This is a genomic window from Xanthomonas sp. NCPPB 3583 (assembly GCF_041475715.2).
GTDB lineage: Bacteria > Pseudomonadota > Gammaproteobacteria > Xanthomonadales > Xanthomonadaceae > Xanthomonas > Xanthomonas euvesicatoria.
Genome location: NZ_CM191263.1, coordinates 2878848 through 2898454, shown reverse-complemented (window position 1 = coordinate 2898454; position 19607 = coordinate 2878848). Strand labels below are relative to the sequence as shown.

Here is a 19607-nt window from a genome sequence, read left to right as displayed (position 1 = left end):
AGCACCCGTGTTGAACAAGACTCCGCTCTGCCTGGCGATCACGCTGACGTTGGCTGCGGCCACGTGGAGTCCGCTGGCGCACGCGGCCCAGGGTGCGGCCACGGGCGGCGCTGCCAGCGCTGCGGCAATCGACCTGGAGCGGCTGGAGGTGCGCCCGCAGCTGGAAGCGCAGGAGCGCGCAGTCGATCTCAAACGCGCCTCCGATGCCATCCAGGACGCCGTCGCCTCCGATGCGATGGGACGTTACCCGGACAAGAATGTTGCAGAATCCTTGCAGCGCCTGCCCGGCGTCAGCGTGACGCGCGACCAGGGCGAAGGCCGCTTTGTGGTCATCCGCGGCCTGGATTCGTCGCTCAACAGCGTCACCATCGACGGCATGACCATGGGCACGCCGGAAGACGGCACGCGTTCGGCACCGCTGGACGTGATTCCTTCCGATTCCACCGAGCGCCTGAAGGTGGTCAAGTCGCCGACCCCGGACATGCCGGGCGATTCCATCGGCGGCGCGATCCAGGTGGAATCCACCTCCGCCTTCGATCGTGACGGACGCACCTTGCGCGGCTCCATCGAAGCCAGCCACCAGTCGCTGTCGGGCAAGACCAGCCCGAAGGGCGCCTTCAACTACAGCGACATCTTCAATGGCACCTTCGGGGTGGCCGTGGGCGTGAACTATCAGGACCGCGAGTTCGAATCGGACAATACCGAAGTGGCCTACGACACCTTTGACGGTGGCGCGGACGACGATCTGTTCGCCGGTGAAGTGCAACGCCGCAAATACTTCATCGAACGCACCCGCATGGGCGCGAACCTCAATCTGGACTGGCGCCCGGACGCGGATAATCGCTACTACCTGCGCACGCTCTACAGCCGTTTCGACGATGCCGAAACGCGTCAGCGCACCATCTTCGGGTTGAGCGATGGCGAGGTCAGTGCCAATGGCGACGGCACCTATCGCGTGGACGACCTGCCGGCCGACAGCATTTCCAAGCGCGTGCGCTACCGCACCAAGAAGGAAGACACCATGGCGTTGAGCGTGGGTGGCGAAAACCGCCTGAGCGCCGCCACCGTGGATTACAAGCTGGGCTACACCAAGACCCGCGAGCGCGTGAACGATGAAAAGGAAGCGCGCTTCAATTACGACGGCGACGATCTGGCGGCCACGGTGGATCAGCGCAGTGGCATTCCGAAGCTGGGCTTCTCCGACAACGGCTGGCAGAGCAACGATGATTTCGTGTTCGATCGCTTCGTGATTGCGCCCACGCAGGTGGACGACAGCGAGCGCAGCGCACAGATCAATGTGCGCTTTGACGGCGAGCATTCCAGCCTGAAGATGGGCGTGCTCGGCCGCTGGCGCGAGCGCGGGGTGAACGTGGACGAAAACGAGCTGCGTCGTGGGCCGGCCATCGACCTGAGCGACTGGACCACCGCCGCGCCCGAGCACCGTGGCGGCACCTTGGGCCAGAGCATCGGCTCGGACGGCATGCGCCGCTACTGGAACACCTCCGGCGATCTGTACAGTGCACGTCCGCAAGATGTGGGCGTCAATCTGCAGACCTCGCTGCAGGACGATTACACGGCCACCGAAGATGTCTTCGCCACCTATGCGATGGGCACCTGGGACATCGGCGCACTGCGCATGATCGCCGGCGTGCGCGTGGAAAATACCCAGTTCGATGCCACCGGCAACCAGGTGGACGTGGCAGCCAATGGCCGCACCGCCACGGTGACGCCACGCGAGGCTTCCAGCAGCTACACCAACGTGCTGCCCGGCCTGCATCTGCGTTACGACAGTGGCAACGATTGGGTGCTGCGCTTTGCGGCCAACAAGACCTTGTCGCGCCCGGCATTCGGCGATGTGTCGCCACGCGTGAGCATCAACCGTGGCGATAACGAGGTGAGTCTGGGCAACCCCGATCTCGATCCGTACCGTTCGCAGAACCTGGACCTGTCGTTCGAAAAATACCTCGGCAGTACCGGCGTGATCTCGCTGGGCGTGTTCCACAAGTCGATCGACGACTACATCGTGCAGACCATCAACACCAACGATGCGGAATTTCCGGGTCTGCAGGTCACACGCTCGATCAATGGCGACACCGCAAAGGTGCGCGGTGCGGAATTCAATTGGCAGCAGACCCTGGACTTCCTGCCCGAGGGCTGGAATGGCTTTCTGGTTGGTGCCAGCGCCACGCTGCTGGACAGCGATTTCAATCCGGGCCTGGAAAATCGTGCCGGCGACGACTTCACCCTGCCGCGTTCGTCCAAGCGCATCTACAGCGGCCACCTGGGCTACGAAAAATACGGGTTCAGTGCGCGCGTGGCGGCGGTGTATCGCAGCCAATATCTGGACACCATCGGGCAGAGCCGTGCGTACGATATCTACGTTGCCCCACACACGCAGCTGGATTTCAGCATGAACTATCAATTCAACAGCCACGTCAGCCTGTATCTGGAAGCGCAGAACCTGTTGGACGAGCCGTTGGAGCTGTATCAGGGCATCCGCTCGCGCACCCTGCAAAATGAAGAGTACGGCCGCACCTACGCGCTTGGCCTGAAGGTGGCGCTGTGATCGCACCACGCACCTTCGTGCAGATCACGCTGCTGTCCGCTGCCGCCGCATTGGTCGGTTGCGCCAGTGCCCCGGCCGGCCGCGAAGCCGACGAAGCGCTGCTGAAGGATCCCTTGCTCAGCAAGGCCAACGTAGCGCACGAAGTGGTGCCGGAAGCCTTCATTACCGCGCTGACGCCAGCGGACAACCTGGATTCGCCGGCCAGCTGGATGGCGCCGGATGGTCGCCGTTGGGTGATCGCCACGGCCAAGGACACGCATGCGCTGGTGGTGTTCGACGGCGACAGCGGCAAGCGGCTGCGCGTGGTCGGCGGCAAGGGCAAGGCCCTGGGCAAGCTCGACCGCCCCAACGGCATTTCGGTGGTCGATGACCTGGTGTTCGTGGTGGAGCGCGACAACCGGCGCGTGCAGGTCTTCTCCTTGCCCGATCTGACGCCGGTGACGGCGTTTGGCCAGAACCAATTGCGCGAGCCCTACGGCCTGTGGGTGCGCAAGCACGAGGGCGGCTACGAGGTGGTGGTCAGCGACAACTACATGTCGCCGGCCAACAAGGATCTGCCGCCGCCGCTGGCCGAGCTTGGCCAGCGCTTTCGGCGTTATCAGCTCGATGCTGCAGGGCAGGGCTGGCAGGCACGATTGACGCAGAGTTTTGGCGACACCAGCGAAGCGGGCGCGGTACGGATTGCCGAATCGGTGTTCGGCGATGAAGCCAATGCGCGGCTGATGATTGCCGAAGAAGACGTGGCCGTGGGCACGCAGTTGCGCGACTACGGCATGGACGGGCGGTATCGCGGCCGCAACGTCGGCGCCGGGCTGTTCAAGGCGCAGGCCGAGGGCATCAGCTTGTTCGCATGCAGCGACGGGAGCGGCTACTGGATCGCCACCGATCAGTTCAAGGACCGCAGCGTGTTCCAGGTCTTCGATCGCAAGACGCTGGCGCATGTCGGCGCCTTTGCCGGCCGTGTGACCGCCAACACCGATGGCGTGTGGCTGGATCAACGCAGCGATACGCGCTTTCCGGGTGGCGTGTTCTATGCGTTGCATGACGACCAGGCAGTGGCCGCGTTCGATTGGCGCGATATCGCGCGGACATTGCGCCTGAAAGAGTGCACGCCATGATGGCCGCGCGCAGATCGATCTCTGCGTTGCTTGCGGCGATCGCAACCATAAGCGTTTCAGCCTCGGCTGCCGACCGTGCTGCCGAACCCAATACGCAGGTGCCGGCGGGTTCGACGCATTATGTTGCCGATGGCTTCCCGGACCGCATCGTCGCCACGCCGGCGCAGGACGCGGCCACAGGGTTTGCGGTGGCCTGGCGCACCGATGCCAGCGTCGACAGACCGTGGCTGGAACTGGTGGTCGCCGGCGATTCGCCGGATGTAGGCACGCCACGACGCATTCGGGCGAGCACGCTGACGCTTGCCAGCGAAAACGGCAGTTCGCATCACCATCGCGCCGATGTCGACGGGCTGCAGCCGGACACGATGTACGCGTACCGCGTGCAGGGGCAGGGGACCTGGGGCGCGTGGAATCACTTCCGCACGGCTGCCACAGCCACCACGCCGCTGACCTTGCTGTATTTCGGCGATACCCAGAACAAGAATCTCAGTCTGGTCTCGCGGGTGATCCGTCAGGCCTGGCGCTCGGCGCCGGACGCGCGGCTGGCCTTGTTCGCCGGCGACCTGGTCAGCGGCAAGGACGGCCAGGACGACAACGAATGGGCCGAGTGGTTCGAGGCCGGGCGCTGGCTGCTGGAAGGCACTGCAGTGGCGCCGGCGCCGGGCAATCACGAATATCACGAAGAGGGCGAAGACACGCCGCAGGCAACCCGCGTGCTCGGCAGTCATTGGCCGGTGACCTTTGCGTTGCCGCGCAACGGGCCTTCGGCCACTGCGCGCACCAGCTACTGGTTCGACTACCAGGGCGTGCGCGTTGCCGTGCTCGACGGCACCTCGGCGCTGGACCTGGGGACCGGCCCCGCGCAGGCGCAGTGGCTGGACAAGGTGCTGGCCGACAACCCGCATCCCTGGTCGATCGTGCTGATCCACCAGCCATTCTTCTCGCCGCGTGCCGATCGCGAAAACGAAAAGTTGGTCGCACAGGTGCTGCCGGTGATCCGACGCCACAAGGTGGATCTGGTGTTGCAGGGCCACGACCACACCTACGGCCGACGCGGCGATGCGGCCGGGCAGGCGACGCCGGTCTTCGTGGTCTCGGTCGCCGGGCCCAAGCAGTACCGCCTGTCGGACATGGCGCGCACCACCATGCGCCCGGTGGGCGAAGACACCCAGCTCTATCAGGTGCTGCGTCTGGACAGCCAGCATCTGGTGTACGAATCGCGCACGGCCACCGGACGTCTCTACGACGCGTTCGAACTGCAACGCGACAGCGACGGCAGCAAACGCTTGATCGAACGCGAGGCGGGACGCATCGCGCCACGCAATTGCCCGCGCAGTGCAACGCTCAAAGGGCGTGCGGATCGATGCTGGGAATGAGCGAGGGCAGGCAACAGCCTGCCCAAGCAATACCGTGCTACTGGTGGCTGGGCAGCAGTGCGCAGACGATCTGCAAGCTGCACGTGGTTGCGTGTCCGCTGCCAGCTTCTTCGAGGTGCCCGACCGCCGCCTTGAATATGACAGGGCAGCACGCGGTTTAATCCGGATTTCGACTGTATTTATGCGTTGTTTCAAAACTTCGCATTTGCATAGATTGTTTCTATGAGCTTGCAGTTGATCATCATGTACTGCGATTTATGTCACGTCGATAGTGCGACTACGGTTGGTACGGCCGGGCCAGCGACCAGGTAGCCGAATCGATGCGGCACTGCGGTGGCGGCTCGGTTCCCCCACCGCCCGAGTCGCCCCCATGATTCCCCAATTGATTCACCTGACCGCACCCACCAAGCAGCTGCTGTGGGAAGAGCGCAGGATCTGCGATCGCCTGCAGCGCCTGTTGCCTGGATGGACCTGTTACGTCTGGGACGATGCCGATAACGCAGAACTGATGCGGCGTGCGTTTCCCGAGTTTGCCCAGCGCTACGAGCAGATCCGCTTCGGCGTGATGAAAGCCGACATCGCCCGGTGCGCGTACATGCACGCACATGGCGGCTTCTACTTCGACACCGACTACAAACTGCTACGACCGCTCGATGCGCAGGTGCTGTCGCAGCATTGCGTGTTGCCCGTCGAGGAAGGTGCGCCGGGCCAGGAAGACTTCAAGATCGGCAATGCCGTGTTTGGCTCCGAGCCCGGGCATCCGTTCTGGCGCGCGTTCATCGAGCACATCTTTACCGCGCATGCCCCGGAAACGCTGCAGGATCACCGCGAAATCCCCATGATTTCGGGCCCGCGTGGGCTGACGCGCTTCTACAACGCGCATGGTGGGCAGTTCGCCGACATCCTGTTCCCGCCACGCGACGCCTTCCATCCGGACCGCACCTGGTTCGGGCTTGGCCATCGTGGCGGCAAAATCGCGGTCGGCTCGCACCTGTGCTGGGCATCGTGGCGCGGCAAGTCGCCGCGGCGTGCGCTCACCAACTACCTGCGCCGCAAGTTGAATGCGGTGCCGATCTGAGTGGCAGCGTGCACGGTGATACGGCAATCGACCTGGGGCAGGGCCGCTCAGGTCGAATCTGGGTGAGGTCATCGCCCTGCATGCTGCAGGCGATTTATGCAAGCGCAAGCTTGCATGTTCTCGTGGCTTCGCATCGTGTGTTGCAGGTATTGCGCAAATTCAGACCAGGCAACGCAGTCGGGACAATGGCTGATGACCCACCCTGGATCGGCTGGACGCAACCGAAGACTTGCGCCACTGTCGCCGGCGCTGATCGCGGTTCCAGGGCGCCGCGCAGAGCGCCGGTGGAAGACCTGTCAGCCATCTGCCGCACGCCGACGACATGCGCGCCGGCGTGCCGCGTGGAGCAAATCAGGCCGCTGCGGCCTGCACCTGACGCGGGCCTTCCTTGAGCGCACGTGCGATCAGGCCGACCAGCAGATCGAGTTCGTCTTCATCCATCGCAAAGTGCGGGGTGAAACGCAGCGAATTCTCGCCGCCGTGGATCACGTTGACGCCGCGGTGGCGCAACCACTCCTCGGTGGAACCGGCGCCGTAGCACTTGAATTGCGGTGCCAGTTCGCAGGAGAACAACAGGCCGGTGCCTTGCACCTTGGTGATCAAGCCGCCGAGTTCGGCCTGCAGCGCCTCCAGCTTGGCAATCGCCTGCGCACCGCGGATGCGGATGTTGTCGCGCACCTGCGGGGTGAACAACGCCAGGGTGGCGCAGGCCACATCGAGCGCGCGCGGGTTGGTGGTCATGGTGTTGCCGTAGGTGCCCTTGCGATACACCTGCGCGGCGTGCTCGGTCACCGCCAGCACCGACAGCGGGTACTGCGCCGCATTGAGCGCCTTGGAATAGGTTTCCAGGTCCGGCGGGTCGAGCTGCTCGAATCCCGGGTAGTCCACCACCGACAGCACGCCATGCGCGCGCAGCCCGGCCTGGATGGAATCGACCAGCAACAGGCTGCCATGTGTACGGGTCAGCGCGCGCGCCGCGGCGTAGAACTCGGCCGGCAACGCACGCCCCGGGTCGCCTTCGCCCATCACCGGCTCCAGGAACACCGCCTCGATAAACCAGTGATTGCGCGCGGCCTCATCGAAGGCGCGTTGCAACGCGGCCACGTCGTACGGGGCGATCGCGATGACCGAATCCTCGTCGCGATAGCTGGCCAGGTACTTGGTGTAGGTCTTGCGGCTGGAATCCGAATACAGGCCCGGGCGATCGGTGCGGCCATGGAAGCTGCCCTTGACCACCAGACGTTTGATGGTGGCACCGGCGTGCCGCGCGCCGGGGTCGGTGTGCAGCTTGGCGTTGGTATCGACGATGCGGGCGGCCAGGCCCACCGCTTCGGAGCCGGAATTGAGACACATGAAGCGTGCAAACGGGCAGCCGCCGCGGCTGTGGCCGATCTCGGCACGCAGGGCGCGATCGAGCCGGCGCTGCGCCAGGCTGGGCGTCATCACGTTCGCCATCACCTGCGGGCGCGCCATGGCCTCGAGCACCGCGGACGGCGTATGGCCGAAGCCGAGCATGCCGTAGCCGCCGGCGTCGTAGAGCACTGCGCCCTTGAGCGTGACCACCCATGGCCCGCGTGCGGCCAGTGCCACGTAAGGCGTCACTGCGTCGTCGGCATAGAAATTGATGAAACCTTCCTGCACCGCGCCGATCTGGGCCTCTTCGTCCAGGTCCAGCAGGTCGGCGGCGTCATCGCGCACCAGCGCGTACTCGGCTGCTGCCGCATGGATGGCCTGCTGTAGGTCAGGGTGGCTGACGGCCAGGCGCGCGATGGTCGCGTCGTCCAGGCCTTCGGTCAGGCGGCGGCCGGCATGGGCACGCAGCGGGGCGAGCGGGGCAAGGACGGACATGGCGCATCTCCTTCAAAGGTGGCGTTCCCTTCCTATTATCGGCAGAAGATCGGCGTTTGGCAGCGTGAATCTGGGCAGGAAGTACGGTATTTTCGTCGATTCGCCGAAACGAATGCGCAATAGTGAAGATCACCCCCTCCGACGAACGCCTGTTGTCGCTGCTGCGCGAGGACGCGCGCGCGTCCACCGCCCAGATCGCGCGGCGACTCGGGCTCTCGCGCACCACCGTGCAGAGCCGCATCGAAAAGCTCGAACGCGACGGCGTGATCAGCGGCTACACCGTGCGCACGCATGACGACTACGAGCAGGGCCGCATCCGTGCGCACATCCTGATCACCGTGTTGCCCAAGAAGATGCCGGCCGTGGTGAAGGCGCTGCGCGATATCCCGGAAGTGCGCCTGCTGCATTCGGTCAGCGGTGCCTACGACCTGGTCGCCCTGGGCGTGGTCGGCGGCGTCAACGAGATGGACGTGCTCACCGACGCCATCGGCGCCATCGACGGCGTGGAGCGCACGACCAGCGCGATCATCCTGTCGACCAAGTTCGAGCGGTGAATGAGCCGGGATTGGGCATTCGGGATTGGGGATTAGTAAAAGCTGGCCAGCCCACGTAGTAAAGCTGCCGGCCGCTTGGCCTGGATGTTACGAATCCCCAATCCCCAATCTCAATTCCCGGCCGCAGTTACACTATGCGGCTACTCCGCCAACGATCCTGCGGCCTTGAAGAAGTCCGATTTCCATTACGAGCTGCCCGAAGAACTGATCGCCCAGGCGCCGCTGGCCGAACGTGCCGCCAGCCGCCTGCTGGTGGTGCCGCCGGCGCCAGCGGCCTTCGGCGACCGCCAGGTGCGCGATCTGCCCGAGCTGCTGCAGCCCGGCGATCTGCTGATCTTCAACGACACCCGGGTCATTCCGGCGCGCTTGTTCGGGCAGAAGGCCAGCGGCGGGCGAGTGGAGATCCTGATCGAGCGCCTGCTTGGCGAGCGCGAGGCGCGCGTACAGATCGGCGCCAGCAAGTCGCCCAAGGCCGGCAGCGTGATCGCGCTCGATGCCGGCGGCCAGGCCGACGTGCTGGGCCGCGATGGCGAGTTCTATCTGCTGCGTTTCCAGATCCCGACCCCGCTGGAGCACTGGCTGCTGGAGGCTGGCCGCCTGCCGCTGCCGCCCTATATCCGCCGCGAGCCGGGTGTCGAAGACCGCGAGCGCTATCAGACCGTGTTCGCGCGCGAAGTCGGCGCGGTCGCCGCGCCCACCGCCGGGCTGCACTTCGACGAGCCGCTGCTGGCGCGCCTGCGCGAGCGCGGGGTGGAGTTCGGCCACGTCACCTTGCATGTGGGCGCCGGCACCTTCCAGCCGGTGCGGGTGGACAAGCTCGACCAGCACGTGATGCACAAGGAGTGGCTCAACGTCGGTGCCGCGCTGGTCGAACAGGTACGCCGCACCCGCGCCCGCGGCGGCCGCGTCATCGCGGTGGGCACGACAGTGGTGCGCTCGCTGGAAAGCGCCTGGCGCAAGACCAAGGCCGCGCCCGAAGGCGAATTGCAGCCATTCGCTGGCGAAACCCAGATCTTCATCCTGCCCGGCTACCGCATCCGCAGCGTCGACGCGATGGTCACCAACTTCCATCTGCCCGAAAGCACCTTGATGATGATGGTCTGCGCCTTCGCCGGCCGCGAGCGCATCTTCGCCGCCTACCACCACGCCATCGCGCAGCGCTATCGCTTCTTTTCGTACGGCGATGCGATGTTGTTATGGGGCGGGGAATCGGGAGTCGGGAATGGGGAATCGTAAGGCGGGACCCGCCGAACGATCAGCCACCTGCCAACCGCTCTTCCCATTCCCGATTCCCGACTCCCCATTCCCGGCCCCTCAATGTCCCGACTCCAGTTCCAGCTCCAAGCCACCGACGGGCATGCCCGGCGTGGGCGCCTGACCTTTCCGCGTGGCACGGTCGAAACCCCTGCGTTCATGCCGGTCGGCACCTATGGCTCGGTCAAGGGCATCCTGCCCGAGCAGATCCGCGCGCTGGGTGCGGAGATCATCCTGGGCAACACCTTCCACCTGTATCTGCGCCCGGGCCTGGAGGTCATCGGCGATCACGGCGGGCTGCACGGATTTGCGCGCTGGGATGGGCCCATCCTCACCGATTCCGGCGGGTTCCAGGTGTTTTCGCTGGCGCATCGCCGCAAGATCACCGAGCAGGGCGTGACCTTTTCCTCGCCGACCGATGGCGCGCGGGTGTTCCTGGGCCCCGAAGAGAGCATGGAAATTCAAAAGGTGCTCGATTCGGACATCGTGATGATCTTCGACGAGTGCACGCCGTACCCGGCCACCGAGGACGTCGCGCGACGCTCGATGGAGCTGAGCCTGCGCTGGGCGCAGCGCTCGCGCGACGCGCACGACGGGCTGGGCAACGATGCGGCGCTGTTCGGCATCGTGCAGGGTGGGGTGCATCCGGACCTGCGCAGCCGCTCGCTGGATGGCCTGCAAGGCATCGGTTTCGACGGGTATGCGATCGGCGGGCTGGCAGTGGGCGAGCCCGAGCACGAGCGCAACGCCATGCTCGAACACCTGCATCCGCGCCTGCCGGCCGAGCGCCCGCGTTACCTGATGGGCGTGGGCCGCCCGGAAGACCTGGTCGAAGGCGTGGCACGCGGGGTGGACATGTTCGATTGCGTCATGCCCACCCGCAATGCGCGCAACGGCCACTATTTCACCTCCTTCGGCACCGTGCGCATCCGCAACGCAAAGTACGAACGCGACCTGGACACCATCGAGCCGGGCTGCGGCTGCCATGCCTGCAGCAGCGGCTATACGCGCGCCTACCTGCGCCATCTGGACCGCTGCAACGAAATGCTGGCGCCGATGCTGGGAACCCTGCATAACCTCTGGTATTACGAAAAACTGATGGCCGACATGCGTGCGGCGATCGCTTCGGGAACCTTTGTGGAGTTCCGGCGGTCCTTCTATGCGGCACGCGGCGCCACCACGCCGCCGTTGCCGGGGGAAACCAGCTGAGACCGGCCGTCCGCGCCCCGGCGCGGACGGCGTGGAACCTGCGTGGCATAATTCCCGGCTGTTCCGCCCCGGCGGTACCTGAATAGCGAGCGGGCCCATGGGCGCGCTGGCACCAAACTAGGATGCACTGAATGAATCTGCTCGATTTCCTGATCCCCGCTGCCCAGGCGCAGGCCGCCGGCGGCGCGCCGGCACCCGGCCCGATGGGAGGCCTGTCCACCTTCGCGCTGCCGATCATCCTGATCGCCGTGATGTACTTCCTGATGATCCGCCCGCAGATGAAGCGTCAGAAAGAACACAAGGCGCTGCTGGACAAGCTGGCGCGCGGCGATGAAGTGATCACCTCCGGCGGTGTTGCGGGCGTGATCACCGACATCGGCGACAACTTCATCAGCGTGGAAGTGGCCGACAACGTGCGTATCCGCGTGCAGAAGAGCGCCGTGGGCCATGTGCTGCCGAAGGGCACGCTGAAGTCGGCAAGCTAAACGCGTCTTGCCACGGCTGCGCCGCTGTCAGGCAGGCGCAGTCGCCAGGTGGAACCGGAGGTTGTGACCCACCGGTTCCGCTGTACCGCCCGTATCCATCTGAAGACCATTGGCGACGTTGTACCGGTCGCTTGAAGTCGTTCTCACTGCTAGGCGCGGCGCCGGGATGGTGCCACGCGGGACTGTCGCAATGCTCGAATTTCCTCGCTGGAAGTACTTCCTGATCCTGCTGGTACTGGCCGTCAGCGCGCTGTATGCGTTGCCCAACGTGTACCAGAAGGACCCGTCCGTGCAGATCACCGCCAGCCGCGGTGCGCAGCTCGACGACGCCTTGCGCAGCCGCATCGACGGTGAGCTCAAGAGCGCCGGCATCACCCCGAAGGCGATCACAAAAGAAGGCGACAGCCTGATGGTGCGGTTGCCTTCGCTGCAGGCGCAGACACGCGCCAACGACGTGTTGCGTCAGCAGCTGGGCGAGAACTACACCGTGGCGCTGAACCTGGCCTCCACCGTGCCGGACTGGCTGGCCAAGCTGGGCGGCCGGCCGATGGTGCTGGGTCTGGACCTGGTGGGCGGCGTGCACTTCGCCATGCAGGTCGACCAGAAGGCCGCGCTGGAAAAGCGCCTGGACGGGTTTGCCGAAGACATCCGCACCACCTTGCGCGATGCGCGTATCCCGTATCGCTCGGTGGAACGTCGCGCCGACAACAGTATCCAGGTCAACCTGGGCGAGGGCGCCAATGCCGACGCCGCGCGCGTGACGCTGGCCAAGGCGCAGCCGACCCTGACCTACGACGTCAGCGGCCAGAACATCGCCGTGAAGGTGCCGGAGGCCGAGCTCAAGCAGATCGCCAGCGGTGCGATCGAGCAGAACCTCACCACCTTGCGCAACCGCGTCAACGCACTGGGCGTGTCCGAGCCGACCATCCAGCGCCAGGGCGAGGACCGCATCGTGGTTGAACTGCCCGGTCTGCAGGACACCGCCGAAGCCAAGCGCCTGATCGGTGCCACCGCCTCGCTGGAATTCCGCGCCGTGGTCGACGGTAATGCCGACGATGCCGTGCGCAGCGGCAACATTCCGCCGGAGGCCAAGGTCTATCGCCTGCGCGACAGCAACGCGCCGGTGTTGTTGAACAAGCGCGCGCTGGTGACCGGCGACCAGATGGTCAGCGCATCGGTCAGCACCGACCAGAACGGCATGCCGGCAGTGGCGGTGACGCTCAACAACGTCGCCGGCCAGCGCATGTTCGACTACACCAGCGCCAACGTCGGCAAGCTGATGTCGGTGGTCTACATCGAGCGCATTCCCACCGTGACCATGGTCGACGGCAAGGAAGTGCGCAGCGTACGGGTCAAGGAAGAAGCCTTGTCGCCGACCCGCATTGCCGGCGTGTTCGGCAAGAACTTCCAGACCACCGGTCTGGAAAAGACCGAAGCCGAGAACCTGGCCAAGCTGCTGAAATCCGGCTCGCTGGCCGCGCCCATGGACTTCGTCGAGGAATACGTCATCGGACCGAGCCTGGGTGCGGAGAACGTGGAGCGCGGCGTCACGGCGGTGGTCTACTCGTTCCTGTTTACGCTGGTGTTCTTCACCATCTACTACCGCGTGTTCGGCGCGATCACCTCAGCGGCGCTGCTGTTCAACCTGCTGATCGTGGTGGCGGTGATGTCGCTGTTCGGCGCCACCATGACGTTGCCGGGCTTTGCTGGCCTGGCGCTGTCGGTCGGTCTGTCGGTGGACGCCAACGTGCTGATCAACGAGCGTATCCGCGAAGAGTTGCGCCTGGGCGTACCGGCCAAGTCGGCGATCGCGGCCGGTTACGAAAAGGCCGGCGGCACCATCCTCGACGCCAACCTTACCGGCCTGATCGTGGCGGTGGCGTTGTATGCGTTCGGTACCGGCCCGCTGAAGGGCTTCGCGCTGACCATGATGATCGGTATTTTCGCCTCGATGTTCACCGCGATCACGGTCTCGCGTGCGCTGGCGGTGTTGATCTACGGCAGCCGCAAGAAGCTGAAGTCTGTCGCTATTTAATGCGAGTCCCTCGCAAGAGCCCGTCTGTAATGCGAGTCCCTCGCGAGAGCCCGCACATCCATGTGCGGACTGCTTAGGAAGATCTTTCAATGAAAATTTTTCCGCTTCATCTGATTCCGAACGACACCAAGATCGATTTCATGAGCTGGCGCAAGCCGGTGCTGATTTTGATGCTGGTGCTGGCAGTCGCCTCGGTCGGCATCATCGTCGGCAAGGGTTTCAACTACGCGCTGGAATTCACCGGCGGCACGCTGGTACAGACCTCGTTCCAGAAGACCGTGGACGTGGACCAGGTGCGCGAAAGGCTGTCCAAGGCCGGCTTCGAAAACGCCCAGGTGCAGAACGCCCGCGGCGGCAATGAAGTCATGATTCGCCTGCAGCCGCATGGCCAGAACAACAATCGCGACGATGCCGCGCGCACCGTTGCCGAAGATGTGCGCAAGGCGGTGACCAGCGACGAGAATCCGGCCACCGTGCAGCCTGGCGAATTCGTCGGCCCGCAGGTCGGCAAGGATCTGGCCTTGAACGGCGTCTATGCCACGGTGTTCATGCTGGTGGGCTTTTTGATCTACATCGCGTTCCGCTTCGAGTGGAAGTTCGCGGTGGTCGCCAGCCTGACTGCGTTGTTCGATCTGCTGGTCACCGTGGCCTTCGTGTCGCTGACCGGCCGCGAGTTCGACCTGACCGTGCTGGCCGGCCTGCTGTCGGTGATGGGCTTTGCGATCAACGACATCATCGTGGTGTTCGACCGCGTGCGCGAAAACTTCCGCGCCCTGCGCGTGGAGCCGCTGGAAGTGCTTAACCGCTCGATCAACCAGACGCTCTCGCGCACGGTGATCACCGCGGTGATGTTCTTCCTGTCGGCGTTGGCGTTGTACATCTACGGCGGCGAGTCGATGGAAGGCCTGGCCGAGACCCACATGATTGGCGCGGTGATCGTGGTGATCTCCTCGGTGATCGTGGCCGTGCCGATGCTGAGCATCGGGCCGTTTGCGGTGACCAAGCAGGACCTGCTGCCCAAGGCCAAGGACGTGGAGGCGCTGGCGCGCCGTCCTTGATGGGTTGGCAAAGGTGTGACGAGAAAACCGCGCATCGCGCGGTTTTTTCGTTTCTGGCGTTGGGCGTCGTGACTGCACGGTTATGCGCTGTGACGCCACTACTCAAGATTGTGAACGCCAGGGATTTCGTCGGACAAGTGATGCCGATCGATACGCGATAGTTCGCGGGAGAGAAACACCAGCACCGCCTACGTCTGCGTCCTTGCTGGATAACACTCCAAGCATCTGCATGGCCGAGGCTGCTCTCCATCATGCTATCCCGTGATCGCGGCCAGGATTTTTCCCATTCACAAAGTGCTAGCGATCGAAGATACTCAGTGCAACACCGCATTTCGGCGGTCCAAGAGTAGTTAGGCCGCACAAAGGAGATCCGCAGATGCCCAAGCCCAAGTTCATGTACAACTGCGATTTGTGCGGCTCTTCGTTCCAGTTCGGGCCGCATATTTATGCTGGCAAGTTTATTCCTAGCTACCAGCTAGCCGTATGCCGCACGTGCTGGGAGAGCAACCATGACGGATGGGGTCCGATCGTAGAGGATCGATTTGTCGAGCACTTGCATAGCAAAGGGGTGCCTTTGCCAGAACGCAACAAAGACGGTTGGTACCCGCGCGAGTAAGGGCCTAACAATTCATTCAAGCCGTGTCGCTTCGCGGCACTGCTTAACTCAGGCGTTAGGTGGCTATGGGACACCATTACTTGCCCCAGCATTACCTGCTCGGATTCGCTGATGGAGTCAGGGTGTGGGGACATGACGTTCGGGCGCGCCGATCTTTCCGTACACAGGTCAAGTCGCTAGCTAATGAAACCGTCATGTACACCGAGGAGCTAGAAAAGCACCTAGCAAACGTTGTCGAAGGGCCAGCCCAAGACGTGATCGACCGAGCGCGTAAGCGGCTCAAGCTCAGAGACGAGGATCGTGAGGTACTTGCCGCCTACATCATCGCCATGTGGCAGCGCGTGCCTGCTGGGCGCAAGCGAGTGGCAGGGTACATACCGAGCCTAGCTGAGACGATCAAGATGCAGGTCGTGCAGCAATTGGACGCAATAGCCGCGTCTGAACCGGATCTCGCAGAGTCCGCAACTAGGCGCAAGGAAGAAGTAGGTCGGATCATCTCCGCATACAAGGAAGACCCGCCGGACTACTTCTGGCACCACACACTGAAAAGCGGAGCGACACCCAGAACTGTGCAAGGGCTCTTATCAATGAATTGGCACTTCCTAGTCAGCCCTGGCGAAAGCTTCATCACCTGTGACAATCCGACTTTTTTCTTCAGGTCAGTGGGCATCGCCGCGCACGAATCCGAACTGAGCTTTCCGCTTAGTTCGGAGGTTTGCTTTTGGGCAAACAGGGCTAATTCGGAAAGACCCCAATACTTTACGACTGACCGCTCCATTGTTCTGGAACTCAACCGCAGATCCGCGCACAACACGCAGCGCTTTATCTACACCCGTGAGGAGGCGCCTTGGGTACTCAGCTTTGCAGCAAAGAAACATCCGCTGCATCGGTTGTTGTGAGGTCGCCGCCTAACCACTCCTTCAACGAGACGCCACTTCATGGCGCGACTTAATTCAATCATTAGGCGGCACAGGGGAGTTCAATGGACATTGACCTAATAGCAAAGATCGCCGCGCCGCTCTTGTCGCTCATTGTTGCGGTGCTCATCAAGCATTACTTGGAGGGCAAATCGCGCTTAGTGACATACATTGGTAACGTAGCAGCCTTTCCCAGCAACAACGCACCGCAGACGCACATGCATAGCGTCGTGCTTCAGAACGCTGGCAAAAAGTCGGCGGCTAATGTACGTGTCCCACACGGGGTGCCTCTGGCCAGCGTAAGCGTTAAAGTCAATCCCCCAATGCACTACAACTTTGAATTCAGTCCATCCGGAACTTTTCAGATTTTGATCCCGACCCTCGCGCCAAAAGAGCAGGTCACGATCTCGTATTTGTATGAGGAGCCAACCGTATGGAATCAAGTCTCATGGCCATCAAAGAGTGATGACGGACTCGCAGAGATTGTTCAGGCAATTCCGGCGCCGCGCCCCAACAAACTAGTGCGTTACTCCAGCGTCGTCCTCTCGATGGTAGGGCTTTCGTACATTCTTTATTGGGCGGTTCGTTATGCATTGCAAAGTGCCACCTAACAATTCATGCAAGCAGAAGCCGATTCTCGGCTCGGCTTAATTCAGGCGTTAGACCTGCAGACCAAACACCATGTCTTGGCGAAACAAGGAAATTTCCATCAACTGGTTGAAGGCAGTCATCTCCGTTGTGGCGGTTTCTGCTATCGCAGTGCGTATCGCTTTTCCTGAGATCAAGATTGACTTGGTTACGCTCGGTCTGATGATCGTAGCGGTGCTGCCGTGGCTGTCGGAACTGATCGAAAGTGCAAAATTCCCGGGCGGCTGGGAAGTCAAATTTAGAGACCTTCGAGAGGCTGGTGAAAAGGTAACGTCTTCCTCAGAGCCTCCTCCCACGGCTTCCCATCAGCCACCGCCCGTTACACAATCCCAGCCAAGCTACGTTTCGGTAGCAGATCAGGATCCAAATCTTGCGCTAGTCGGCCTACGCATCGAGATTGAGCAACGCATTCGGCAACTATCCAAGCGCCACGACCTGCCTATGAATTGGGGCTCGCTATCGAAGTTGATTCGCGAGCTAACACGTCGCGAGATAATTCCTTATGGCGTCGCTAGCGGCTTGGAAGACCTAGTCGCAGCCGGAAATCAGGCTGCGCACGGCGCAAGCGTCGATCCTCGGGTGGCTGATTGGGCAATTACCACCGGGCCGGAAATCTTGGCTGCGTTGGATGCGCTGCTGTAGGTCTAAGGAACCTCTGAACAACGTGCCACAAATGCGCAACCCTATTGGTTCGGAGTGAAGAGGCATCCATGCAATTGAAGTTCGGTGACGCTGAAGGCCTGGGCAAGCGCAAGCAGATCCGGCGCGAGATCTTCCTTGCGGAGATGGAGCGCATCGTTCCGTGGAAGCAACTGCTTGCCCCGGCCGAATCATACTATCCGTTGTCGGGACTGCCCGGTTGGCAGCCGTATGCGCTGGCTATGGACGTACAACCATTAGCGCCCCAACATGGCGCTAGGCGGCATCACCCTAGCAATGAAATTGGCGATGGCCACGTAGCTTCAGATTTGGCGAACGCTCAGAGCGGGGGGGCTTTTCCCACCCAGGTTTTGCGAGAGCAGGCGCTGGCATCTCTCGATATTTGGGTGGTGGATCATTTGGTAATCGGTGGCAGGAGCCTGCGATCCGGGCGGCAAGTGGAATGTGGCCTCTCCGTTGCCTTATTGCTTGGGTCGGCAAAGCGGTCGAGTTAAGCTCTTTCTGTCAGCTGAGACCACACCGCACGGAAGGGATGAAACGCATGCCATCAACGACGCCAAATCAGCCGACGGCCGGGAGCTTTTACATGGTCGAAGCAGACATGGAGAGCAACAGACCGCCCTGTGGGGTGAGGTTCGAGAATGTTCGCAACCTGCTTTCCCCTCCGCGGTTGATCCTGCGGCCGGAGGAAGGAGGATTTCCGACGCTCCGCGAAACACCTCAGCTGACCTACGACCCAAAGACAGGTCCAGTCCCGCGGGATCTAGAGCCGGGATTTAGTGGCTATTGGCTGGTTTCTGAGCGACTCCACGATGTCATGGTGTCGGTGGACTCCGACGCCTTTGCTTTTGCGGAGGTAGATTACCGCTTGGCCGACGGTGCCAGAGGTCCGCGCCACCTTTTGTGCGACGTTGTTCGCGAGCTTGATGCCTTGGACGAAGTTGCTTCGAAGCTACAAATTGAAGTAGACGACGACTACGTCAATGGCAAGTTCTACTCGGTGGGAGGGGGAGCCAGCTTGGCCTTTAGGCCGGAAGTCCTGGGTCAAGCACACGTCTTCCTTACGCCGTTCAGCTCATTCTTGATTTGCGACCAAGCCTTCAAAGATGCGGTCCATGACGCGGGGATTCCTGATGATGCTGGTGAAAGCGGCATCTCTTTTATCGACGCATCAGACGTCTAGCCGCATCTGGGCAACACATAAGGAGCAGGGAGCATGCCGCGCAGCAGCCCTATTTTTCATGATCATCATGGGTTCGAGCAGCAAACCCTTCGTTACAGCCGCTTCTTGCGGGTGCTGTCGAACTCAGATCGCTTCGACATTGATTCACCTGAAAATTGATTCTTCATGCCGCATGACGAAGGGCATGCCCAGGCTATGGGCATCTTAAACTTGTGCCGCAATTCCGATTGTCAGACCTGGGAGCGTCAGAGCAGCGGACAGGACACCACCGTTGCACCATCTGCCCAGAAATGAGACTGCGGCGCTAAACTTTGCCGCAATGATCCCGGCGACATAAATCAATGACGGATACAACCGATGGAAACGACGACAGCCAATCAGCCCAAGGCTGGTGAGTTCTTTATCCTCGAAGCGGGCACGATCAACGGACCGGTGAACGGCGTTGTCTTTGAGAACGTCAAGAATTTGTTGTCACCCCCGCGCCTGATTCTGAGGCCTGAAGGCGGTGGTTTCCCTCCGTTGCGCGAAACGCCGCGTTTGGTCTATCACCCCAGCAAAGGCCCACCTCCTAAGGACTTGGAGCCTGGCTTCAGTGGATACTGGCTTGTATCCGAACGACTCTTTCAAGTCATGACCTCGGTCGATCCCACTGCGTTCGCTTTCGCAGAGGTGGACTATCGGTTGGCTGATGGTGCGAAAGGGCCACCCTACTTTCTCTGTGACGTGATCCAAGAGATTGACGCACTGGACGAAGAAGCGTCCAAGCTCTTCATTGACACAACCGAAGACTTCGTCAATGGCAAGTTTTACGATCTGACCGGCGGCGCCAGTGTAACGTTCGACCGCGTGCGTTTGGGTCCGGCGCATGTCTTCAAGACGCCTTACACCGGCCGGGTATTCTGCGATCAAGTCTTTAAGGATGCAGCCGCAGCGGCAGGTATCGAGACCGACACCGATGCTGATGGGCTTTGGTTTATCGATGCTTCGGACATCTAGCCGCGC

17 protein-coding genes and 1 pseudogene are annotated in these 19607 nt (G+C 62.4%); 17 read left to right on the top strand and 1 reads right to left on the bottom strand.

All coding sequences use genetic code 11. From position 1 onward, the window contains the following. Window positions 1-7 precede the first annotated feature (7 nt). The 4 genes from ACCQ07_RS12740 to ACCQ07_RS12725 all read left to right on the top strand — a co-directional run bounded on the left by ACCQ07_RS12740 (window position 8) and on the right by ACCQ07_RS12725 (window position 6138). Window positions 8-2566 carry a TonB-dependent receptor gene (locus tag ACCQ07_RS12740; protein ID WP_372363375.1) on the top strand — a complete coding sequence of 853 codons (2559 nt, stop codon included), beginning with the start codon at window positions 8-10 and terminating at the stop codon, window positions 2564-2566. After that, on the top strand, window positions 2563-3684 hold the full coding sequence (locus ACCQ07_RS12735) for a phytase (protein WP_041469682.1): 1122 nt from the start codon (window positions 2563-2565) through the stop codon (window positions 3682-3684). Before ACCQ07_RS12740 ends, ACCQ07_RS12735 begins: the two co-directional genes overlap by 4 nt. Then, on the top strand, window positions 3681-5060 hold the full coding sequence (locus ACCQ07_RS12730) for a purple acid phosphatase family protein (protein ID WP_014090431.1): 1380 nt from the start codon (window positions 3681-3683) through the stop codon (window positions 5058-5060). The genes ACCQ07_RS12735 and ACCQ07_RS12730 overlap by 4 nt, the downstream gene beginning before the upstream one ends. Before the next feature lie 370 nt (window positions 5061-5430). After that, window positions 5431-6138 (top strand): glycosyltransferase family 32 protein, encoded by a 708-nt coding sequence (locus tag ACCQ07_RS12725; protein WP_008574407.1) that lies wholly within the window; start codon window positions 5431-5433, stop codon window positions 6136-6138. 351 nt (window positions 6139-6489) lie between these two features. On the opposite strand, the gene ACCQ07_RS12720 is transcribed toward ACCQ07_RS12725, so the two are convergent. Continuing rightward, window positions 6490-7986: an aminotransferase class III-fold pyridoxal phosphate-dependent enzyme gene (locus ACCQ07_RS12720; protein ID WP_008574408.1), complete on the bottom strand. Its 1497-nt coding sequence runs from the start codon at window positions 7984-7986 to the stop codon at window positions 6490-6492. A 122-nt stretch (window positions 7987-8108) separates the two neighbouring features. Between ACCQ07_RS12720 and ACCQ07_RS12715 the strand changes: the two genes are divergently transcribed. From ACCQ07_RS12715 to ACCQ07_RS12655, 13 genes and pseudogenes are all read left to right on the top strand, one after another. Next, window positions 8109-8540, top strand: coding sequence for an Lrp/AsnC family transcriptional regulator (locus ACCQ07_RS12715; RefSeq protein ID WP_008574410.1), 432 nt, complete (start codon window positions 8109-8111; stop codon window positions 8538-8540). 165 nt (window positions 8541-8705) lie between these two features. Next, a complete protein-coding gene (gene queA, locus ACCQ07_RS12710; protein ID WP_372363374.1) occupies window positions 8706-9776 on the top strand; it encodes a tRNA preQ1(34) S-adenosylmethionine ribosyltransferase-isomerase QueA in 1071 nt (356 codons plus the stop codon). Between the two features lie 81 nt (window positions 9777-9857). Then, window positions 9858-11003: a tRNA guanosine(34) transglycosylase Tgt gene (gene tgt / locus ACCQ07_RS12705; protein ID WP_008574416.1), complete on the top strand. Its 1146-nt coding sequence runs from the start codon at window positions 9858-9860 to the stop codon at window positions 11001-11003. 131 nt (window positions 11004-11134) lie between these two features. Beyond that, window positions 11135-11488, top strand: a complete 354-nt coding sequence (gene yajC, locus ACCQ07_RS12700; protein WP_003489768.1) for a preprotein translocase subunit YajC — start codon at window positions 11135-11137, stop codon at window positions 11486-11488. Between the two features lie 190 nt (window positions 11489-11678). Continuing rightward, complete coding sequence (gene secD, locus ACCQ07_RS12695) at window positions 11679-13523, top strand: protein translocase subunit SecD (protein WP_218502670.1); 1845 nt, start codon at window positions 11679-11681, stop codon at window positions 13521-13523. A gap of 89 nt (window positions 13524-13612) precedes the next feature. Then, on the top strand, window positions 13613-14581 hold the full coding sequence (secF, locus tag ACCQ07_RS12690; RefSeq protein ID WP_008571687.1) for a protein translocase subunit SecF: 969 nt from the start codon (window positions 13613-13615) through the stop codon (window positions 14579-14581). 681 nt (window positions 14582-15262) lie between these two features. After that, the gene (locus ACCQ07_RS12685) at window positions 15263-16096 is read left to right on the top strand and encodes a DUF4238 domain-containing protein (protein WP_008571686.1); all 834 of its coding nucleotides are present in this window, start codon (window positions 15263-15265) and stop codon (window positions 16094-16096) included. Between the two features lie 83 nt (window positions 16097-16179). After that, window positions 16180-16725: a hypothetical protein gene (locus ACCQ07_RS12680; RefSeq protein ID WP_008571685.1), complete on the top strand. Its 546-nt coding sequence runs from the start codon at window positions 16180-16182 to the stop codon at window positions 16723-16725. Window positions 16726-16795: 70 nt separating this feature from the next. Next, window positions 16796-17404: a DUF4145 domain-containing protein gene (locus ACCQ07_RS12675; RefSeq protein ID WP_008571684.1), complete on the top strand. Its 609-nt coding sequence runs from the start codon at window positions 16796-16798 to the stop codon at window positions 17402-17404. Window positions 17405-17472: 68 nt separating this feature from the next. Then, window positions 17473-17643 (top strand): annotated as a pseudogene (locus tag ACCQ07_RS12670) (IS5/IS1182 family transposase); the annotation flags it as partial. A 320-nt stretch (window positions 17644-17963) separates the two neighbouring features. Then, window positions 17964-18605: a DUF1629 domain-containing protein gene (locus ACCQ07_RS12665; protein WP_171309886.1), complete on the top strand. Its 642-nt coding sequence runs from the start codon at window positions 17964-17966 to the stop codon at window positions 18603-18605. 33 nt (window positions 18606-18638) lie between these two features. Continuing rightward, entirely contained in the window at window positions 18639-18764 is a 126-nt protein-coding gene (locus ACCQ07_RS12660) for a hypothetical protein (RefSeq protein ID WP_372363373.1), read from the top strand. A gap of 198 nt (window positions 18765-18962) precedes the next feature. After that, a complete protein-coding gene (locus ACCQ07_RS12655) occupies window positions 18963-19601 on the top strand; it encodes a DUF1629 domain-containing protein (RefSeq protein WP_008571680.1) in 639 nt (212 codons plus the stop codon). Window positions 19602-19607: the final 6 nt, after the last annotated feature.